General features: G+C 65.4%; 18 protein-coding genes. 11 read left to right on the top strand and 7 right to left on the bottom strand.

The window, feature by feature from the left end:
* Positions 1-48: 48 nt before the first annotated feature.
* Both yiaA and AC07VH_RS17325 read right to left on the bottom strand, forming a co-directional pair.
* Positions 49-480, bottom strand: a complete 432-nt coding sequence (gene yiaA, locus AC07VH_RS17330; protein ID WP_494787649.1) for an inner membrane protein YiaA — start codon at positions 478-480, stop codon at positions 49-51.
* A gap of 84 nt (positions 481-564) precedes the next feature.
* Complete coding sequence (locus AC07VH_RS17325) at positions 565-1512, bottom strand: DUF808 domain-containing protein (protein ID WP_475417236.1); 948 nt, start codon at positions 1510-1512, stop codon at positions 565-567.
* A gap of 194 nt (positions 1513-1706) precedes the next feature.
* Between AC07VH_RS17325 and AC07VH_RS17320 the strand changes: the two genes are divergently transcribed.
* The 3 genes from AC07VH_RS17320 (at position 1707) to AC07VH_RS17310 (ending at position 4836) form a co-directional block, all read left to right on the top strand.
* On the top strand, positions 1707-2348 hold the full coding sequence (locus AC07VH_RS17320) for a LysE family transporter (protein WP_489629357.1): 642 nt from the start codon (positions 1707-1709) through the stop codon (positions 2346-2348).
* A gap of 116 nt (positions 2349-2464) precedes the next feature.
* Positions 2465-4219 carry a DUF6600 domain-containing protein gene (locus tag AC07VH_RS17315; RefSeq protein ID WP_494787650.1) on the top strand — a complete coding sequence of 585 codons (1755 nt, stop codon included), beginning with the start codon at positions 2465-2467 and terminating at the stop codon, positions 4217-4219.
* Positions 4220-4539: 320 nt separating this feature from the next.
* Positions 4540-4836 carry a DUF493 family protein gene (locus tag AC07VH_RS17310; protein WP_034752493.1) on the top strand — a complete coding sequence of 99 codons (297 nt, stop codon included), beginning with the start codon at positions 4540-4542 and terminating at the stop codon, positions 4834-4836.
* On the opposite strand, the gene AC07VH_RS17305 is transcribed toward AC07VH_RS17310, so the two are convergent.
* On the bottom strand, positions 4829-6028 hold the full coding sequence (locus tag AC07VH_RS17305; protein WP_475417233.1) for a multidrug effflux MFS transporter: 1200 nt from the start codon (positions 6026-6028) through the stop codon (positions 4829-4831). The genes AC07VH_RS17310 and AC07VH_RS17305 overlap by 8 nt on opposite strands.
* A 125-nt stretch (positions 6029-6153) precedes the next feature.
* Here AC07VH_RS17305 and pdxR point away from each other — a divergent pair, with 125 nt between their 5' ends.
* From pdxR to ung, 6 genes are all read left to right on the top strand, one after another.
* On the top strand, positions 6154-7626 hold the full coding sequence (gene pdxR / locus AC07VH_RS17300; RefSeq protein ID WP_494787651.1) for a MocR-like pyridoxine biosynthesis transcription factor PdxR: 1473 nt from the start codon (positions 6154-6156) through the stop codon (positions 7624-7626).
* 75 nt (positions 7627-7701) lie between these two features.
* Complete coding sequence (gene lipB, locus AC07VH_RS17295; protein WP_494787652.1) at positions 7702-8406, top strand: lipoyl(octanoyl) transferase LipB; 705 nt, start codon at positions 7702-7704, stop codon at positions 8404-8406.
* Between the two features lie 37 nt (positions 8407-8443).
* Entirely contained in the window at positions 8444-9451 is a 1008-nt protein-coding gene (gene lipA / locus AC07VH_RS17290) for a lipoyl synthase (RefSeq protein ID WP_326459871.1), read from the top strand.
* Between the two features lie 123 nt (positions 9452-9574).
* On the top strand, positions 9575-9844 hold the full coding sequence (locus AC07VH_RS17285) for a type II toxin-antitoxin system Phd/YefM family antitoxin (protein WP_070223351.1): 270 nt from the start codon (positions 9575-9577) through the stop codon (positions 9842-9844).
* A complete protein-coding gene (locus tag AC07VH_RS17280; protein ID WP_070288956.1) occupies positions 9825-10130 on the top strand; it encodes a Txe/YoeB family addiction module toxin in 306 nt (101 codons plus the stop codon). The genes AC07VH_RS17285 and AC07VH_RS17280 overlap by 20 nt, the downstream gene beginning before the upstream one ends.
* A gap of 90 nt (positions 10131-10220) precedes the next feature.
* The gene (gene ung / locus AC07VH_RS17275) at positions 10221-10883 is read left to right on the top strand and encodes a uracil-DNA glycosylase (RefSeq protein WP_494787653.1); all 663 of its coding nucleotides are present in this window, start codon (positions 10221-10223) and stop codon (positions 10881-10883) included.
* A 187-nt stretch (positions 10884-11070) separates the two neighbouring features.
* Here ung and AC07VH_RS17270 read toward each other — a convergent pair whose 3' ends face one another.
* The 4 genes from AC07VH_RS17270 to AC07VH_RS17255 form a co-directional block, all read right to left on the bottom strand.
* Entirely contained in the window at positions 11071-13227 is a 2157-nt protein-coding gene (locus AC07VH_RS17270; RefSeq protein WP_494787654.1) for a TonB-dependent receptor, read from the bottom strand.
* Between the two features lie 93 nt (positions 13228-13320).
* Positions 13321-13659: a hypothetical protein gene (locus AC07VH_RS17265; RefSeq protein WP_475417227.1), complete on the bottom strand. Its 339-nt coding sequence runs from the start codon at positions 13657-13659 to the stop codon at positions 13321-13323.
* A gap of 67 nt (positions 13660-13726) precedes the next feature.
* Entirely contained in the window at positions 13727-14548 is an 822-nt protein-coding gene (locus AC07VH_RS17260) for a helix-turn-helix transcriptional regulator (RefSeq protein WP_494787655.1), read from the bottom strand.
* On the bottom strand, positions 14538-15083 hold the full coding sequence (locus AC07VH_RS17255; protein WP_494787656.1) for a YbhB/YbcL family Raf kinase inhibitor-like protein: 546 nt from the start codon (positions 15081-15083) through the stop codon (positions 14538-14540). Before AC07VH_RS17255 ends, AC07VH_RS17260 begins: the two co-directional genes overlap by 11 nt.
* A 216-nt stretch (positions 15084-15299) precedes the next feature.
* On the opposite strand from AC07VH_RS17255, the gene AC07VH_RS17250 reads away from it, so the two are divergent.
* Both AC07VH_RS17250 and AC07VH_RS17245 read left to right on the top strand, forming a co-directional pair.
* On the top strand, positions 15300-16457 hold the full coding sequence (locus AC07VH_RS17250) for a PepSY-associated TM helix domain-containing protein (RefSeq protein ID WP_494787657.1): 1158 nt from the start codon (positions 15300-15302) through the stop codon (positions 16455-16457).
* Positions 16458-16546: 89 nt separating this feature from the next.
* On the top strand, positions 16547-16969 hold the full coding sequence (locus tag AC07VH_RS17245; RefSeq protein ID WP_070288962.1) for a PaaI family thioesterase: 423 nt from the start codon (positions 16547-16549) through the stop codon (positions 16967-16969).
* The last annotated feature ends 30 nt before the right edge of the window (positions 16970-16999 follow it).

The raw sequence follows: 16999 nt of genomic DNA, 5'->3' as shown, positions 1-16999 counted from the left end.
CATCATCCCCTCCCGACATGGATACGGAGATAGACGGGGCGGTGGCGTTTAAGTTCCCGGCACGTCCACCGGCGCGAGCGGCGTGGCGCGGGCCACGTCGCGCACGTTCTTTTGCACGGCCACGGCGGCGAACAGGCTGAGTAAAAACGCCATGGCATAGAAACCTTTTTCGCTGTTTTGCAGGGTGGCATTCCACAGGCCGACCGTCAGCAGCAGCAAGGCCAGCAGGACGGAAATCCAGCACAGGCCGAAATACATGCCCGTCACGGCGATGCCTTCCGCGCGGTCGCGCACGGACTTTTGCAGCGAGATGGCGGCGAACAGGCCGTACATGAGGATCGTAAAATAATAGCCCTTCTCGTTGAGGGCCATGCTGGCGTTCCACAGGCCGGACAGGTAAGTGACGATGCCGATCAGCAATGCCGCCCAGGACGCGCCGATGAAGGCGCTGCTGGGGCGTGGGGCGGGGGAAGCATGCATAGGGTCTCCATGGGCAGCGGGCGCCGCCGGCATGGCCGGGGCGGCAGGCACGGATGCGCCTGCCGCCCCATCAGACCAGAAAGTTTATTTGCTGGGCTTGATCATGCGCAACAAAGCCGACACGGCGGTGACGCCGGCCAGCACCAGGCCGCCGGCGATCAGGCCGGCCACCGCGTTGATCAGGCTGGGCGTGACGGCCGCCAGCACGGGGCCGATGCCGGCCACGCCGCCGACGGCCTCTTCCGCATGGTGCAGCATGGCGCTGGCCCACGGCCAGCCGTGCGTCAGGATGCCGCCGCCGACCATGAACATGGCCAGGGTGCCCACGACGGACAGGAATTTCATCAGTTTCGGCGCCGCCGACACGAGCATGCGGCCAAAGCCGCGCACGCCGTCCATCAGCGCGCCCGCGCCCTTGCGCGCGGACAAATAAAAGCCCGCGTCATCGAGCTTGACGATGCCGGCCACCAGGCCATACACACCCACCGTCATGAGGAGGGCGATGCCGACGACGACGGCCACCTGCTCGGCGAAGGTGGCCGCGGCCACCGTGCCCAGCGCGATGACGATGATCTCCGCCGACAAAATGAAATCGGTGCGGATGGCGCCCTTGATCTTGTCCTTTTCCAGCGCCACCAGGTCGACCTGCGGGTCGCGCAGCGCCTGCGCCAGCTCGGCCTTGTGGCTGTCGTCCGGGTGCAGGTATTTGTGGGCGATCTTTTCGAAACCCTCGAAGCACAGGTAGGCGCCGCCCACCATCAAGAGGGGCGTGATGGCCCACGGCGCAAACGCGCTGATGGCCAGCGCGGCGGGCACGAGGATGGCCTTGTTCTTCAGCGAACCGACGGCGACGGCCCAGACGACGGGCAGTTCGCGCTCGGCGCGCACGCCGGCCACTTGCTGCGCGTTCAGGGCCAGGTCGTCGCCGAGCACGCCGGCCGTCTTCTTGGCGGCCACTTTGGTCATCAGGGAAACGTCATCGAGGATGCTGGCGATGTCGTCGAGCAGGGCCAACAGGCTGGAGCCGGCCATCTCAGCGCGCTCCCACGGTGGCGGCAGGAAATTGTGGAGCGAGGAAAGTGTTATTTTTCATGGTGTTGTTCTTGGTTGTACGGCAAGGGATGGCGTCGGTAAGGCGTGACTGCGATCTTACCCCAGGGCGGGCCGGCAAGGCCGCACTGACCGGGTTAAAATTGCCTCTTGCCACCATTTTTTTGGGAAACCGCATGCACTTCGCCACCTGGATCGCCTTTGTCTTCGCCGCCACCATCATTGCCGTCTCGCCGGGATCGGGCGCCGTGCTGTCGATGTCGCATGGCCTGTCGTACGGGGTCAGAAAGGCCAGCGCGACGATTCTGGGCCTGCAGCTGGGGCTGCTGGTGGTGCTGGGCATCGCCGGCGCCGGCGTGGGTTCGCTGCTGCTGGCCTCCGAAGTGGCGTTCAATATCGTCAAGACGGTGGGCGCCTTGTACCTGATCTACCTGGGCCTGTCGCAATGGCGCGCCAAGGTGGCCGTCACGGGCGACCTGCATGCGGACGCCGTGGTGCCTTCCATGGGCCGGCGCGTGCTGACGGGCTTTCTGACCAATGTGACGAATCCGAAAGGCATCATTTTCATGGTGGCGGTATTGCCGCAATTTATCAGCCCGGCAGCGCCGCTGCTGCCGCAGCTGCTGATCCTGGCCGTCACCATGTGCACGATCGATCAGATCGTCATGCACAGCTACGCCTTTTTAGCCTCGTCGATGCAGCGCTTTTTCCGCGACGCGCGCGCCGTGAAAAAGCAGAACCGCTTCTTTGGCGGCTTGCTGATGGCCGTCGGCGCGGCCCTGTTCTTCGTCAAGCGCGGCAGCCAGGCGGCATCCTGAGCCAAGGCAATATGCAAACCAAGATGCAAACATTTGTAAGCCCGCTTGCGATGCCGGCACGATGCGGATGTAATCGGTAATATGTCTTCCTTGTAAGTCCTGCCTGGAGCGCTGCCATGCGTCCTACCCTGTCTTTCCCCCTCCTGAACGCCGTGTGCGCCGTGCTGCTGTCGTCGGCGTGCGCCTTCGCCCTGGCGCAGGACCCGCCCGCCCGCGTGGGCCGCATTTCCACCGTCGAAGGGCAGGTGCTGGTGCGCGCCGGCGATGGCGACGCGCAAAACGCCCTCTTGAACTGGCCCGTCACGACGGATAACCGCTTGACTACCCTGCGCGGCGCGCTGGCGGAATTTCGCGTGGGCGCCGCCGCCGTGCGCCTCGATGGCGATTCCGAGCTGGAAGTGAGCGAACTCGATGACGACAGTTTCAAGCTGCACCTCGGCCATGGCACGGTCAGCGTGCGCGTGCGCAATCCCGATGCGCTGCGCGGCTTCGAGCTGACCACGGCCCAGGCCCGCATGAGCCTGACCCAGCCGGGCTGGGTGCGCATCGAGGCGGGACGCCAACCCGGCACCAGCGTCGTCAGCGTGCTCGACGGCGCGGCCGACGTGGATGGCGCGACGGGCAGCGTCACCTTGCGTGCCGGCAAGCGCGCCGAGCTGACGGATGAGGAATTGCGCACGGGCGCCGTGCAGCGCGTGGCGTTTGACAACTGGCCCGAAGCCTTGCCCGCCGCCGCGCCGGCCTTGCGCTATGTCACGGACGATACCACCGGCTACGAAGAGCTGGACCGCTACGGCGCCTGGCAGGACGATGCGGAGTACGGCCCCCTGTGGCTGCCCAGCGCGGTGCCGGCCGGCTGGGCACCGTACAGCGACGGGCGCTGGACGTGGATCGCGCCTTGGGGCTGGACCTGGGTCGACAATGCGCCGTGGGGCTACGCGCCCTCGCACTACGGCCGCTGGGTGCTGCTGGGCCACCGCTGGGGCTGGGCGCCGGGCCGCGAGCGCGTGCGCGCGCCTTGGGCGCCGGCCGTGGTGGGCTGGGTCGGCGGCAACCACTGGCAGCAGCACGGCCAGCGGCCGGGGCCCGGTGTCGGCTGGTTCCCCCTGTCGCCGCACGACCGCTATGTGCCCGGCTACCGCGCCAGCGCGGACTATGAGCGCCGCATCAACCGCGTCGCCGAGGGCCGCCGCCCGATCATGGGTGAGCGCGAACGCCGCGCCGGCATGAGCATGCTGCCGGGCGAGCGTTTTGGCGGCGCGCGCACGGTCGACGTGCCGCGCCGCAACCGCACCACCATGCCGCCGCCCGTCATGCAAAGCTTGCCGTTGAGCACGGCGCCTGCGCCGGCGGGCAACTGGCAGCGTCCCGTTGAGGCGCCGCGCGGCGACCGGGAGTCCCGGCGCGATTGGGTCAACCGCCCTGGCCGCCTGCAGACGGACGATGGCCAGACGCACCTGGCGCCCCGTCCCATGCAGCCCAACCGGCCGCCCGTGCCGGCGCAGCCGCAACAGCCGCCCGTGCCGGCCCAGCCCGTGATGCCCGCGATGCCGGCCTTGCCCCCGGTGCAAGACCATGTGGCCCGTCCCGGCTGGCGTGGCGAGGAGCGGCCCCGCGCCGATTGGCCCCGCGCCGAACGTGGCCCCCGCCGCGAAGTGCTGCAGACGGCGCCGCCGCCATCTTTGCCCGCCCCGCCGCCCGTGGCACAGCCGCGCCCAGCGCCGCCGCCAATGCCGGCCCCTGCAGCCCGTCCGCCCCAGGAGGCGCGCAGCGCCGAGCGCGCCAATCCGCCCCGTGAACGCAACAATGAGCGCAACAACGAGCGCGGCGGTCCCGGCCGCAATGGCCGGATGCAGGAAGTGGAGCGCTGAGAGCGGCGGCGCGCCCGTCTGTCGCGCCGTATCGACGTTCAAGCCGCAAAATGCGCAGTTCGTCACATGCCGGAGGCAAAGCCGCCGTATTTTGCTTACAGTACGACCACTGCTTATCCTCCAAGTGACAGCACGACTTTTCCGGCTATTTTGTCTAAACGAAATAGTTTTCCGCCAGCTTACCCAGCTGGCTTTTTTTTGCGCCAGGCCGGCGTCATGGCGGCGGGCGCATCCGCCCCCAAAGTTGGCTACAATACGTCTTTATGCAGCCGCCGCGCGATAAGCGCTGCCTGTTCTGACCGGCACTGATTGGATTTCCCATGCAAACGACCCCACCGACCGAAGTGACGATTCCTCCCAGCGAATCGCTGATCGAATATCCGAGCGACTTTCCCATCAAGATCATGGGCCCGACGCATGTCGATTTCGCGCCGACCATGCTCGAGCTGGTCATCAGCCACGATCCCACCTTCCACGCGGGCCGCATGGAAGAGCGTCCATCGGGCAAGGGCAATTACACGGGCCTGACCGTCACCGTGCGCGCCATCAGCCGCGAACAGCTCGACGCCCTGTACACGGCGCTGTCGGGCCACCCGATGGTGAAGATCGTCATGTAAGGCTGGCTGCCGCCACGCTGGCCCGGCTCTTCGTGAGCAGCCAGACGGCGGCAAAGGCGCCACTGGCCGCCGCCGTCACCCACAGCAGCGGTTTTTCGCTGCCGTCCGTGATGGCGGCGATGACGGCGCCGCAGGCGGCCGTGATCGCCATCTGCACGAAGAAGAACAGGCCCGAGGCGCTGCCCGCCTGGGCGCCATACGGCTGCAGCACGGCCAGCTGGCAGGCGGGAATCGCCATGCCCACCGACACCATCACCAGCAGCATGGGCGCCACCAGCGACGCCACGTGCTGCGGCGCCAACGTACCCGCCAGCAACAGGCTGGCCGCCCCCGCCACATTCAGCAGCACCGCCACGCCCAGCATGTGATCGGCGCCCAGGCGCGGTCCCAGCGCGCGGAACAGGCTCGACCCCGCGATATAGCCGCTTACCGTCAGCCCGAACACCAGCGCATACGCGCCAGGCGACAGGTGCATGCCCCTTTGCAGCAGCACGGACGATTCCGCGATGAAGGGGAAATACGTACAATACACACAACCGATGGCCAGCGCATAGCGCAGGAAATATCTGTCGCCCAGCAGGCGGCGGTACAGGGCCAGGGTATTGCCTTGCAGCACGACGTCGGCCGGTTTGGTTTCCGGCACGTATGCGGCGATCAGCCACAGCGACAGCGCACCCAGCAGGCACAGCACGCCAAACACGGCGCGCCAGCCGAACGCCGCGTCGAGCACGCTGCCGGCCAGCGGCGCCAGGATCGGCGACAGGCCCATCACCATCGAGATTTGCCCCAGCATGCGCGCCTGCGTGGCGGGATCGAAGCGGTCGCGCACCATGACCCGGCCGATGATGGTGCCGCTGCAGCCGCCGAACGCCTGCAGCACGCGCGCGGCGATCAGCACGTGCACGTCGGAAGTCACGGTGCAGACGATGCTGGCGAGCACAAAAATGCCCGTGCCGGCCAGCAGCACGGGCCGGCGTCCGTAGCGGTCGGCCAGCGGCCCGCAAGCGAGCATCGAGGCGGCCGAGCCGGCCATGAACAGGCTCAGGGTCAGTTGCAACTGGGCATCGCTGGCATGCAGGGCATCGGCCATGGCCGGCAGCGAAGGGAGATAGATGTCGATGCTGATGCGCGACAGGCAGACCAGCAGCAGCACGATGCCGCCCCAGGCCCATACAGCGATGTGTTTCTGCATTGTTTTATACGATCCTTGCAAACGTGCGCCCCGCTGGCGCACCGGAACGGTGAGAATAGGATGGTTGTGGTGTAATGCGAAGTGCCACTCATCAGAAAACGCATTGGACCACTTGGACGATTATCATGCCGCGAGGAAAATCACCACACGCCCTGGACTTGCCTCGCCCCACCAGCTGGCTCGACAAGGCAGGCGTCAACAAGCAGGATGGCGCGTATGAAGCGCTGCGCTCGGCCATCCTGACGAAGATGCTGCCGGCGGGCAGCCGGCTGCCATCGAGCCGCACCCTGGCGGAACGGTGGGAGTTGTCGCGCGGCACCATCGAAACCGTGTTCGACCGCCTGCACGCGGAAGCGTACGTGACGCGCGTGCCCGGTTCCGGCACGCGCGTGTGCGCCGTGGTGCCGGAGCGTTTTTTGATGGCAGGATTTGCAGAAACCACCCCGGCCGCGCCGGCCAGCGTGCCCGCGCCCGCCCCGGACACGGGCGTGCGCGACGGCTTGCCCTTCGTGGCGCGGCGCGCCGACGCCAGCCTGTTTCCCATGGCCGCCTGGTCCAAGTGCGCCACGCGGGCGCTGGCGGCCGCCACGCCGGAGCAGCTGTGCAGCGCCGATCCGGCCGGCTTGCCCGAACTGCGCCAGCAGATTGCCGATTTCCTCGCCAAGTACCGCGGCATCCGCTGCGATCCGCATGACATTGTCGTCACCACCGGCATCCGCCACGCGATCGACTTGCTGGCGCGCGGCATCGTGCGCGCTGGCGACAAGGTGTGCCTGGAAGAACCGGGCTACCCGGCCGCGCGCGCCCTGTTTGCCCTGGCCGGCGCCGTGCCGGTGGATATTGCCGTCGACGCCGAGGGCATCGATTGCGCCGCGCTGGCCGCGCAGACGGACGCCTGCCTCGCCTACGTGACGCCGGCGCACCAGTCGCCGCTGGGCGTGACCATGTCCGTCACGCGCCGCCTGGCGCTGCTGGAATGGGCGAACGACAGCGGCGCCTGGGTGGTGGAAGACGATTACGACAGCGAATTCAATTACCACAGCGCGCCGCTGGCGGCCCTGAAGGCGCTGGACCAGTACCAGCGCGTGATTTATTGCGGCAGTTTTAACAAGACCCTGTTTGCCGGCCTGCGCGTGGGCTTCATGGTGCTGCCGCCCGCCCTGCGCCCGCAGCTGCTGCGCATCGTGCAGTTGACGGGCCGGTCCGTGGGCGTGACGGAACAGCTGGCGCTGGCCGCCTGGATGGAGGAAGGCGCCTTCGTGCGCCATCTGCGGCAGGCGCGGCTGGCCTACAAGGAGCGGCGCGACCTGCTGCTGGCTTGCCTCGAGCAGCTTGCCCCCGGGCGCTACACGATTTCCGGCCAGCAGGCGGGTTTTCATTGCGTGCTGTGGCTGCCGCCCGATGGCGACGAACGGGCGTTTTGCGCGCGCGCGGCGCAGGAGGGCCTGGCGTTGCAGCCGCTCGGCGATTTTTGCCACAGCGCCAGGCTGGCGCCTGCCGTGCTGCTCGGTTACACGGCGCTGAGCCTGGCCCAGGTGCGCCACGCTGCACAAAAAATGGGCAGATTGTTGCTGTTGCCGGCGCCCTTGGCTGAATGAAACGGCGGCCTGGCTTATAATCACGGCTTCGCCGCAGCGTCCGCAGGGCGCCGGCAGCTGATTACAGAATCTGTCATGACCACCACCCGCACCGAAACGGCGCTGATCCGCGAGCTGGGCCGCGTCGATTACGAGCCGACCTTTGCCGCCATGCGCGCCTTTACCGACGCGCGCACGACCGACACGCGCGACGAACTGTGGATCGTCGAGCATCCGCCCGTATTTACTTTGGGCCTGGCGGCCGACCGCGGCCATCTGCTGGCCGGCGCCGAGAGTGTGCCCGTGGTGCAGACGGACCGGGGCGGCGAAGTCACCTTCCACGGCCCCGGCCAGGTGGTGATTTACCTGCTGATGGACTTGCGCCGCAACAAGCCGGGCGGCAAGCTGTATGCGCGCCAGTTCGTGCATAAAATCGAGCAAGCCATCATCAACGTGCTGGCGGCGTATAATCTCGCTGGCGAGCGCATCGATGGCGCGCCCGGCATCTATATCGCCGGCGGGCCAGACAAGGGTGCGAAGATCGCCGCGCTGGGATTGAAAGTGCGCGGCAACGGCTGCACCTACCATGGCGTATCTCTCAACGTGGCGATGGACCTGGCGCCGTTTTCCTGGATTAACCCTTGCGGCTATTCCGGCCTGAAGACGGTGGACATGCGCAGCATGGGCGTCGCGGCGCCGCTGGCCGAGGTGCAGCGGGCCCTGGCCCATGAATTGACCGTATTACTCGATGTAAGCGAAGTAAACAGCGCCGCAGGCGCGCCTCAGGCAGCGGATGCCTGAGCAAACAAACCAACATGCCCGTCAAGGGCTTGCAGCCATGACTTCTGAGACCATTTCCAGCACCGCCCCCGCCGCTCCCGCCTACAACCCGAGTGAAAAGCAAAAAGGCGCCAGCAAGACTTCGCGCATCCCGATCAAGATCGTCCCGATCGAGCAGATCGAGCGCCTGAAAAAGCCGGACTGGATCCGCGTCAAGGCCGCTTCGGCTTCGACCCGTTTCTATGAAATCAAGGACATCCTGCGCGAAAACAAGCTCGTGACCGTGTGCGAGGAAGCCAGCTGCCCGAACATCGGCGAGTGCTTCGGCAAGGGCACGGCCACCTTCATGATCATGGGCGACAAGTGCACGCGCCGCTGCCCGTTCTGCGACGTGGGCCACGGCCGCCCGGACCCGCTGGACAAGGAAGAGCCGGCCAACCTGTCGAAAACCATCGCCAAGCTGCGCCTGAACTACGTCGTCATCACCTCCGTCGACCGCGATGACTTGCGCGACGGCGGCGCCGGCCATTTCGTCGAGTGCATCCAGCAAACGCGCGCCCTGTCGCCGAACACCCGCATCGAAGTGCTGGTACCCGACTTCCGTGGCCGCCTGGAAAAAGCGTTGAATCTGTTCAAGGATGGCTTGCCTGACGTCATGAACCACAACCTGGAAACGGCACCGCGCCTGTACAAGGAAGCCCGTCCCGGTTCCGACTACATGCACTCGCTGAAGCTGCTGAAGGACTTCAAGGCCATGTACCCGGACGTGAAGACCAAGTCCGGCATCATGGTGGGCCTGGGCGAGACGGACGAGGAAATCCTGCAAGTCATGCGCGACATGCGCGAGCACGACATCGACATGCTGACCATCGGCCAATACCTGGCGCCATCGAACAGCCACCTGCCCGTGCGCCGCTACGTGCACCCGGACGTGTTTAAAATGTTCGAGGAAGAAGCCTATAAAATGGGCTTCACCCACGCCGCCGTGGGCGCCATGGTGCGCAGCTCGTACCACGCGGATGAACAGGCGCACAGCGCCGGCGTGGAATCGGCGCTGAATTTCTAAGCACCTTGCGCCAGATCAAAGCCGCCCGCGATAGCGCTGGCGGCTTTTTTTTGCCTGATTGAAGTGATGTACAACATCCTGTACAATTATTGGCATGTACTTTCCATGGAGCGGTGGCACGGCATGAATATCCTGACTTTCAGCGAGGCGCGCGCGGGCCTGAAAAGCGTGATGGACGACGTCTGCAACGACCATACGCCTACGGTGATCACGCGCGTGAATGGCGAGCATGTGGTGATGCTGTCCTTGTCGGACTACAACAGCATCGAGGAAACCCTGTATTTGCTGGGCACGGCAAAGAATGCCAGCCGCCTGATGGCGTCCGTGGCGCAGATCAAGGCGGGCAAGGCGCAGCCACGAGCATTGGCGCGGCATGAAAAACCGGAAGACTGAAAACAAGCAGCAGGCGCGCGCCGCCGTGCTGGCCTGGACCGATCATGCCTGGGAAGATTATCTGTTCTGGCAAGAGCGCGACCTGAAAATCCTGCAAAAAATCAATGACTTGCTCGATGAATGCCTGGCCGATCCGTTCAAGGGCACGGGCAAGCCGGAACCGCTGAAAGGCGACCTGACGGGCTTTTGGTCGCGCCGCATCGACCGCCAGCACCGGCTTGTGTATCTGCCCGACGCGGGCTGCATCTACGTGGCGGCCTGCCGTTATCACTATGATGACAAATAGGCATTGCCCAGCCGTACCGTAACGCGGTAACGAACGTGACGCGGCTATACTGATTAATGATGTTTTAAAAACATGATTGACGGGGGAGCCATGGACGTACGCATCGACGCATCGTGGAAGGCGCGGCTGGAGGGGGAGTTTGCCCAGCCCTACTGGGAGCGCCTGGCCGCCTTCGTGAAGGAAGAGTACGCGGCGGGGCCGTGTTTTCCGCCGGGTAAAACCATTTTTCGCGCCTTCGACCTGACGCCGTTCGAGCAAGTCAAAGTCGTGATCTTGGGGCAAGACCCGTATCACACGCCGGGCGCCGCCATGGGACTGTGCTTTTCGATTCCCGAAGGCACGCCGCCGCAGCCTAGCCTGCAGAATATCTTCAAGGAATTACAGAGCGACGTGGGCGTGATGCGCACGCGCACGGATTTGTCCGATTGGGCGCAGCAAGGCGTGTTCTTGCTCAACAGCGTGCTGACGGTGCGCGCCGGGGCGGCCGGCTCGCACGCGGCCAAGGGATGGGAAAAGCTGACGGACAGCGCCATCCGCCACCTGTCGGCCGAGCGCGAACACCTCGTGTTCCTCCTGTGGGGCGGCTATGCGCAAGCCAAGCGCAGCCTGATCGACCCCGGCAAGCACCTGGTGCTGACGGCGCCGCATCCATCTCCCTTGTCGGCCAGCAAAGGTTTCTTTGGCAGTAAGCCGTTCAGCCTGGCGAATGCGTATCTGCAGGCGCATGGCCAGGCACCCATCAATTGGGGATAAGTCAAGACACAGTACGGCAACCGACAGCGGCAGGCGTTGCTCCCTGCCGCTGTCTTCGCGCGACTTACAACACCTGGACAGAACCGTAGCGAGCGGATGTGCGGCGTGGCCGAGAAGCGCAGCTGTGCTTTAGCACAGTGAGCATCGGAGGCCGCGCCCCACGCCGCGCAGTAGGTACTGTCAGGTGTTAAAAACTGGTGGACAGGCCTGCGTAGATGCTGCGGCGGGCGCCATACTGCGGTGCTCCCACGCCCACGCCGGAACCGTCGCGCAGCAAATACGACTTGTCGAACAGGTTGATCAGGGCCAGCCGTCCTTCCACCTTGCCCACCGGCGTGTTCTTCCACGTGTGCGTGAGCGCCGTGTTGACGGTGAAGTAACTGGGCAAATGGCCGGAATTCGGTGCGCCGCCGTCCGGCGTCATGCGCAGGCCGCTGCCGTAGAGGAAGTCAGCGCTCACTTGCGAATCGCCGAAGTGATAATGGCCACCTCCCGACAGCGTGTATTTCTGGTCATGATCGAGGTAGACATAGTGGGAGCTGATGTAGTTCAACTCATCGGCGCCAAACAGGGCTTGCCCCGAATTGATGTTGCGGCCCTGCGCCTTTTGCGTGCTGGCGTTGAGGAACAGGCCCCAGTTTTTCTCGCTGTAGATGGCGGACAGTTCCAGGCCCTTTGCGTAGCCGTCCGCATAGTTGAACGGCGTCAGGATTAGCGCTTGGCCGAACTGGCCTTCGTCGAGCAGGTTGTTGATCTTTTTATAGTACACATCGGCCGTCACGGTCAGTTTTGAATTGACCTGGTGGCTGATGCCCACGTCATAGTAGTGCGTGCGCTCGGACTTGACGTTGTCGGACTGGCCGATTTCCGGCGCATTCGTCGTGTTCGCATACAGGTCGATGCTGGCCTGCGCCGCCAGTTCCTGCGGCGGCGGCGTGAAGTAGCGCGAATAGCCGGCGTGCAGGGCCGTGCCCGGCGCGATCTGGTAGGCCAGGTTGACGCGCGGGCTCCATTGCTGCTCGTTCGTGTAGGCCGAGACCTTGTCGAAGCGGGCGCCGTAGTTCAGGGTCAAAGGCTTGCTGATATGCCATTCATCCTGCAGGTAGACACTGGCCAGGGTGCCCGTCTTGCCGCTGTTGTCCAGAATGCTGACCGGCGTGGTGGAGGTTTGCACGCCGTCCAGCGCGGGGAAGACGGCCACCGTGTTGTCGCTGGTCGTCTTCTGGCGCGTGTAGGCCAGTCCCGCGCGCACGGTGTGGTCCTGGTGCCATTTGTAGCTGATGTCGAACTGGGCGCCGGAAGCGCTGTTCGCGCGGCGCGAATCGGAGGCCACGCCGTTGTAGATCAGGTCGCCGATGGCGTCGGGCGTGAAGTGCAGTTCCGAATACTGGTGGAAGGCCGACACCTGGTAATTCACGTCGCCCAAGCTTTTTTGCAGCGACAGCACGAGAAAACGGTTCACTTCGCGCTGGTTTTCATTCAGCTGCGATGAAGGAATGCTGGCCGTGCCCGCCTGCGCGTCGCTATGGCCGGCCAAGCTGAATGCCGGTGCCTGGTCCGGGTTGTTCGGGATCTGGAAGCGGCCGTTGTACGTGCCGAACATGGCGCCCAGACGCGTGTTGTCATCGAGGAAATACGACAGGCTGCCGAACGATTTGTTCTGGCGCGTCTTGTCGTGCAGGGCGCTGCGCGTGGCTTGCGGGTTTTCCACGCCCAGTGCATTGCCGAGATAGCTGCCGGACAGGTAGTAATTGAACTTGCCCATGCTGCCGAAAAATTCGGCACTCGGCTCCACATGGTCGTGGCTGCCGACCATGATACCGATGCGCCCGCCCGGCGTCAGTCCGCCCTCCTTCGTTTCAATATCGACGATGCCGGCCGTGCGCAGGCCGAACTGGGCCGGCAAGGCGCCCGTCATGAAATCCGTCTTGTCGATCAATCGCGTGTCGATCGACTGGCCGAAGCCGCTGATGCTTTCGGGCAGTTGCACGCCGTTGATGCGGTATTGCACGTTGGCATGGTCGTCGCGCACGTGCAGGGCGCCGGAACCCTTCGAATCCTGCGACACGCCCGGCAGGCGCAGCAGCACTTCATTGAACGGCGTGTTGTCGCCCTGGCCCAGCATGTCGACCATATGGCTGTCGATGCTGTAGATGGTGGTGCCGATTTTCGGCGACAGCGCGATGCGCGCGCTTTTCAAGTGGGCGGAGGTGACTTCGACCTTTTGCATTTCCGGCGGGGCGGCATCGGTGCTGGCTTCGGCAGGCTCGGCGGCATGGGCGGAAACGGTAAACAGGCTGGCAAGGGCGAGCGACAGCGCGCTCAGGCGTGGTGTGTGTTGCATGGTAAACCTCAAAGATAGTCAACGCCAGGCGGCCCGGCGCGCAGCAAAGTGCGGCAAGGGGCAGCCTGAAAAGGATAAAAAACAGCGTGGAAACTACAGTGAGGCGGCAGGCGGGCCGCGCACGGGCGGCAGGACGAGGACGGCGATGGGCGCCAGGGTAGCGGGCGCGAGGGCTAGCAGGCGGTACGGCAGTAACTGGGCGGGCGGCTCGGCGATGGCCGGCGGCACGGCGATGTCGGCCACCTTGTCGATGGCGGTGGCGCACAGCGCGCATTCTTCCGCGTCGAGCGTCGTCTTGTGCAGGTGCGAGGCGGCCGTCGACAGCAGGAACACGAGGGCCAGCGCACTGAACAGCGCCACGCACAGCTGCCACGGCGTGCGCGCGAGGGCGGACGCCGGGTAAGGCTTGCGGGTGGGCTGGCGGGAAGACATGGGCGCATAGTAGCAAGAAAATCGCCCCGCTGTCAGCGCTTGTTGCGTCATTTGCGCTGGAGCGGGCTTACACGGTGGCGCGCAGGTCGCGCGGCGACAGGCCGTAATGCTGGCGGAAACGGGCCGCGAAGCGCGATGGCGAGGCATAGCCGCAGGCGGCGGCGATGTCGCCGATGGGTAAGATGCCAGATTGCAATTCCTGCAAGGCCAGTCCCAGCCGCACGTCTTCCAGGATGGCGCGGAAATGGCGCTGTTCCAGGGCCAGCTGGCGGCGCAGGGTGGAGGCACCCAGGTGCAGGTGGCTGGCAACCTTGGCCACGCTCCAGTCGGCGCCCGGGTCCAGCAGCAGCACTTGCTGTACGCGCGCGGCCAGCGGATCGCGGCGGTCCAGCAGCAGCGGGCCGCAATGGCCGCCCAAGGCCAGGGCCAGCAGCAAGCCTTCCGCCTGGTGCGCCAGCAGCGCAGGCGGTGTGCTGCTCGCCAGGCTGGCCATCAGCTGGTCCCAGGCCGGCGCCGCGTGCAGGTCGAGCGGCACGCACAGGCTGGCCGTGGCCGCCTGGCGCAGCTGGGCGTCGACGAGGCCGCCATGGCGCGCGCGGAAACGGGCGATCAGGGCCGGCGAAAAACTCAGCACTTCCGCCCGGTAGCCTTGCGCGCCGGGCAGGTTGGCCACGCCCAGTTCTTGTCCCGCCGGCATCAGCACCACGTCGTGCGCGCCAGCGCGCGCCTGGCGGGCACCCCATTCCAGCAGTTTCGTTCCCTGCCGCACGCGGCACAGCGCGCTCTGGAAGACGGGCACGCGGCGCAGGGTTTGCGCGCGGCGCGCCTCGATGGTGCCGTGGGCGATGCGCAGCTCGCTCAGGGCCACCGCTTCCACGTCATCTGCCATACAGTCCCGTCAGCTGTGCCTTGCCCAGCGCGTTGGCGTTGAGCATGTAGCCCAGCATGGCGCCGCTGGCGTGCCGGTCCAGCGGCAGTTTGTCCGTTTTCAGGGCCCAGACCGTGAGCTGGTAGCGGTGGGCCTGGTCGCCCGGTGGCGGGCAGGCGCCGCCGTAGGCGCTGTCGCCGTAATCGTTGCGCCCTTGTACGGCGCCGGCCGGCAAGGTGGCGGTTGTCGTTCCCGCAGGCAAGGACGTGGTGCTGGTTGGCACATTGAACACGCTCCAGTGCCACCAGCCGCTGCCCGTGGGCGCGTCCGGGTCGTACACGGTGATGGCGTAGCTTTTGGTGCCGGCCGGGGCATTGCTCCACGACAATTGCGGCGACAGGTTGCCGCCCGTGCAGCCGAAGCCCTGGAACACTTGCGCGTTCGCCAGGCGCTGGCCGGGGGCGATATCGGTGCTGGTCACCGTGAAATCGGCGGCGTGCGCGCCCAGGTGAAGAGCGAGACCCAAGGTGGCGGCGAGGAAGCGGGAGGCGGTCATAATTTTCCTTTCGATAAGTATAGGGGAAAGTGTATGCCGCGCAAGATAACCGCGCGATGCCGATGCGCTCGCTGATGGTGCCAAAACGCTCGTTTTCGCGGACTTCCAACGTTGCCATGAGCGTGTTGTGTGGTTTGCCGCTTTCTGACCGCGCATGATTTTCACTGTGGGGCTTTCATGCTATCGTTTCGCAGCCAAAATTTCCCCAAAGTTTACATGTCCCGACGCCCGATCAAGTGGTTGCTCAGCAAACTGCACCTGTATGCGGGGCTGTGGTTCGGCGCCCTGTTCGTCCTGCTGGGCTTGACGGGCTCCGCCATCGCCTGGATGCCGGAGCTCGATGCGTATCTGAATCCGAATTTGTTGCAGGCGAGCACGCCCGCGCCGGGCCAGGTGTTTCAGGTGACGCCGCGCACGGTGCAGGCGGTGGTGGACCAGCTTACGGCCGACCCCGCCTACGGCAAGCCGAGCCAGCTCAATCCGCCCGCCGACGCGCGCGACGTGTACGTGGCCTCGTACCGCCAGGCCGGCAAGCCTTCCCCCTTCAGCCAGGCCATCGTGCGCCAGGTGATGGTCGACCCCTACACCCTGCAAGTCAAAGGCGAACGCGACTGGGGGCGTTTCGGCCTCACGCGCCCATTGCTGATGTCGGGCATGTTTCATTTGCACCGCTATGTCTTGTCCGGCGACGCGGGCAAGACGGTCACGGGGATTTCCGGCGTGATGCTGCTGCTGATGGCCTTGAGCGGCATCTATCTGTGGTGGCCGCGCCTGCAGTGGACGGCGATCCGGCGCGCCCTGACGGTGTCGCATGGCGGCTCCTGGCCCCGTTTTAATTACACCTTGCACAAGGCGGCGGGCTTCTTTGCCGCGCCCGTGCTGGCCGTGCTGGCCTTTTCCGGCATCTATTTCAATTTGCCGCAATTGATCGTGCCCCTGGTGGAGCTCGTGTCGACGGTGCCGGACACGGCAAAGTTGAAGAATGTGGCCCAGGATGGCGCCCTGCTCGATGCCGGCCAGGCCATGGCCGCCGCGCAGCAGCTGTATCCGCAGGCGCGCGTGTCGCGCATCGTGCTGCCGGCCAAGAAGGATCAGCCATACGACGTGCGCGTGCGCCAGCCCGGCGAAATCGCCCACGGCGACGGCGCCACGCGCATCACCCTGGACGCGCGCAGCGGCTTGCCCCTGCGCATACGCGATCCCTTGCGGGCGCCGGCCGGCGATGTCTTCCTGGGCTGGCAATTCCCCCTGCATTCGGGCCAGGCGTTCGGCGTGGCCGGGCGCGCCTTCATTACCGTCTTCGGCCTGATGCCCTTGCTGTTCCTGCTGACGGGGACGCTGGTGTGGTGGAAGCGGCGGCGCGGCAAAAAATAGCTGCGCTCAAACCATTGCCGGGAAAGTTGCTATCATCATAGTATTTTCCGGCAGATCCGCTGTCCGGACCGACCCGCACAAGGACCAGCATGAGCAATCCCGACATCACCGTAGCAATGTTGAATGAACGCGGCACGGGCCGCCTGCCCGGCCACCTGGGCATCGTCATCACGGCCGTGGGCGACGGCCAGCTGACGGCGGAATTGCCCGTCTTGCCGCACCTGCTGGCGCCGAACGGCTACCTGCACGCGGGCAGCGTGGTGACGCTGGCCGACACGGCGTCCGGCTATGGCTGCATCGTCAACCTGCCCGAGGGCGCGACGAATTTCACCACCATCGAGCTGAAATCGAACCACCTGGGCACGGCCCGCGAAGGCACGCTCACCTGCACGGCCAAGGTCGAGCACAAGGGCCGCAACACGCAAGTGTGGGATGCCGTGGTGAAAAGCAAGGAAACGGGCAAGACGATTGCCCTGTTCCGCTGCACGCAGATGATTCTGTATCCGAAATAAGCCGGTAGGTCGGGTTAGCAGCGGCGCTGC

Source organism: Janthinobacterium sp. GW821-FHT03C10, from assembly GCF_059420865.1.
The sequence above is the reverse complement of the archived record's forward strand: the minus strand, read 5'-3'. Positions and strand labels throughout refer to the sequence as shown.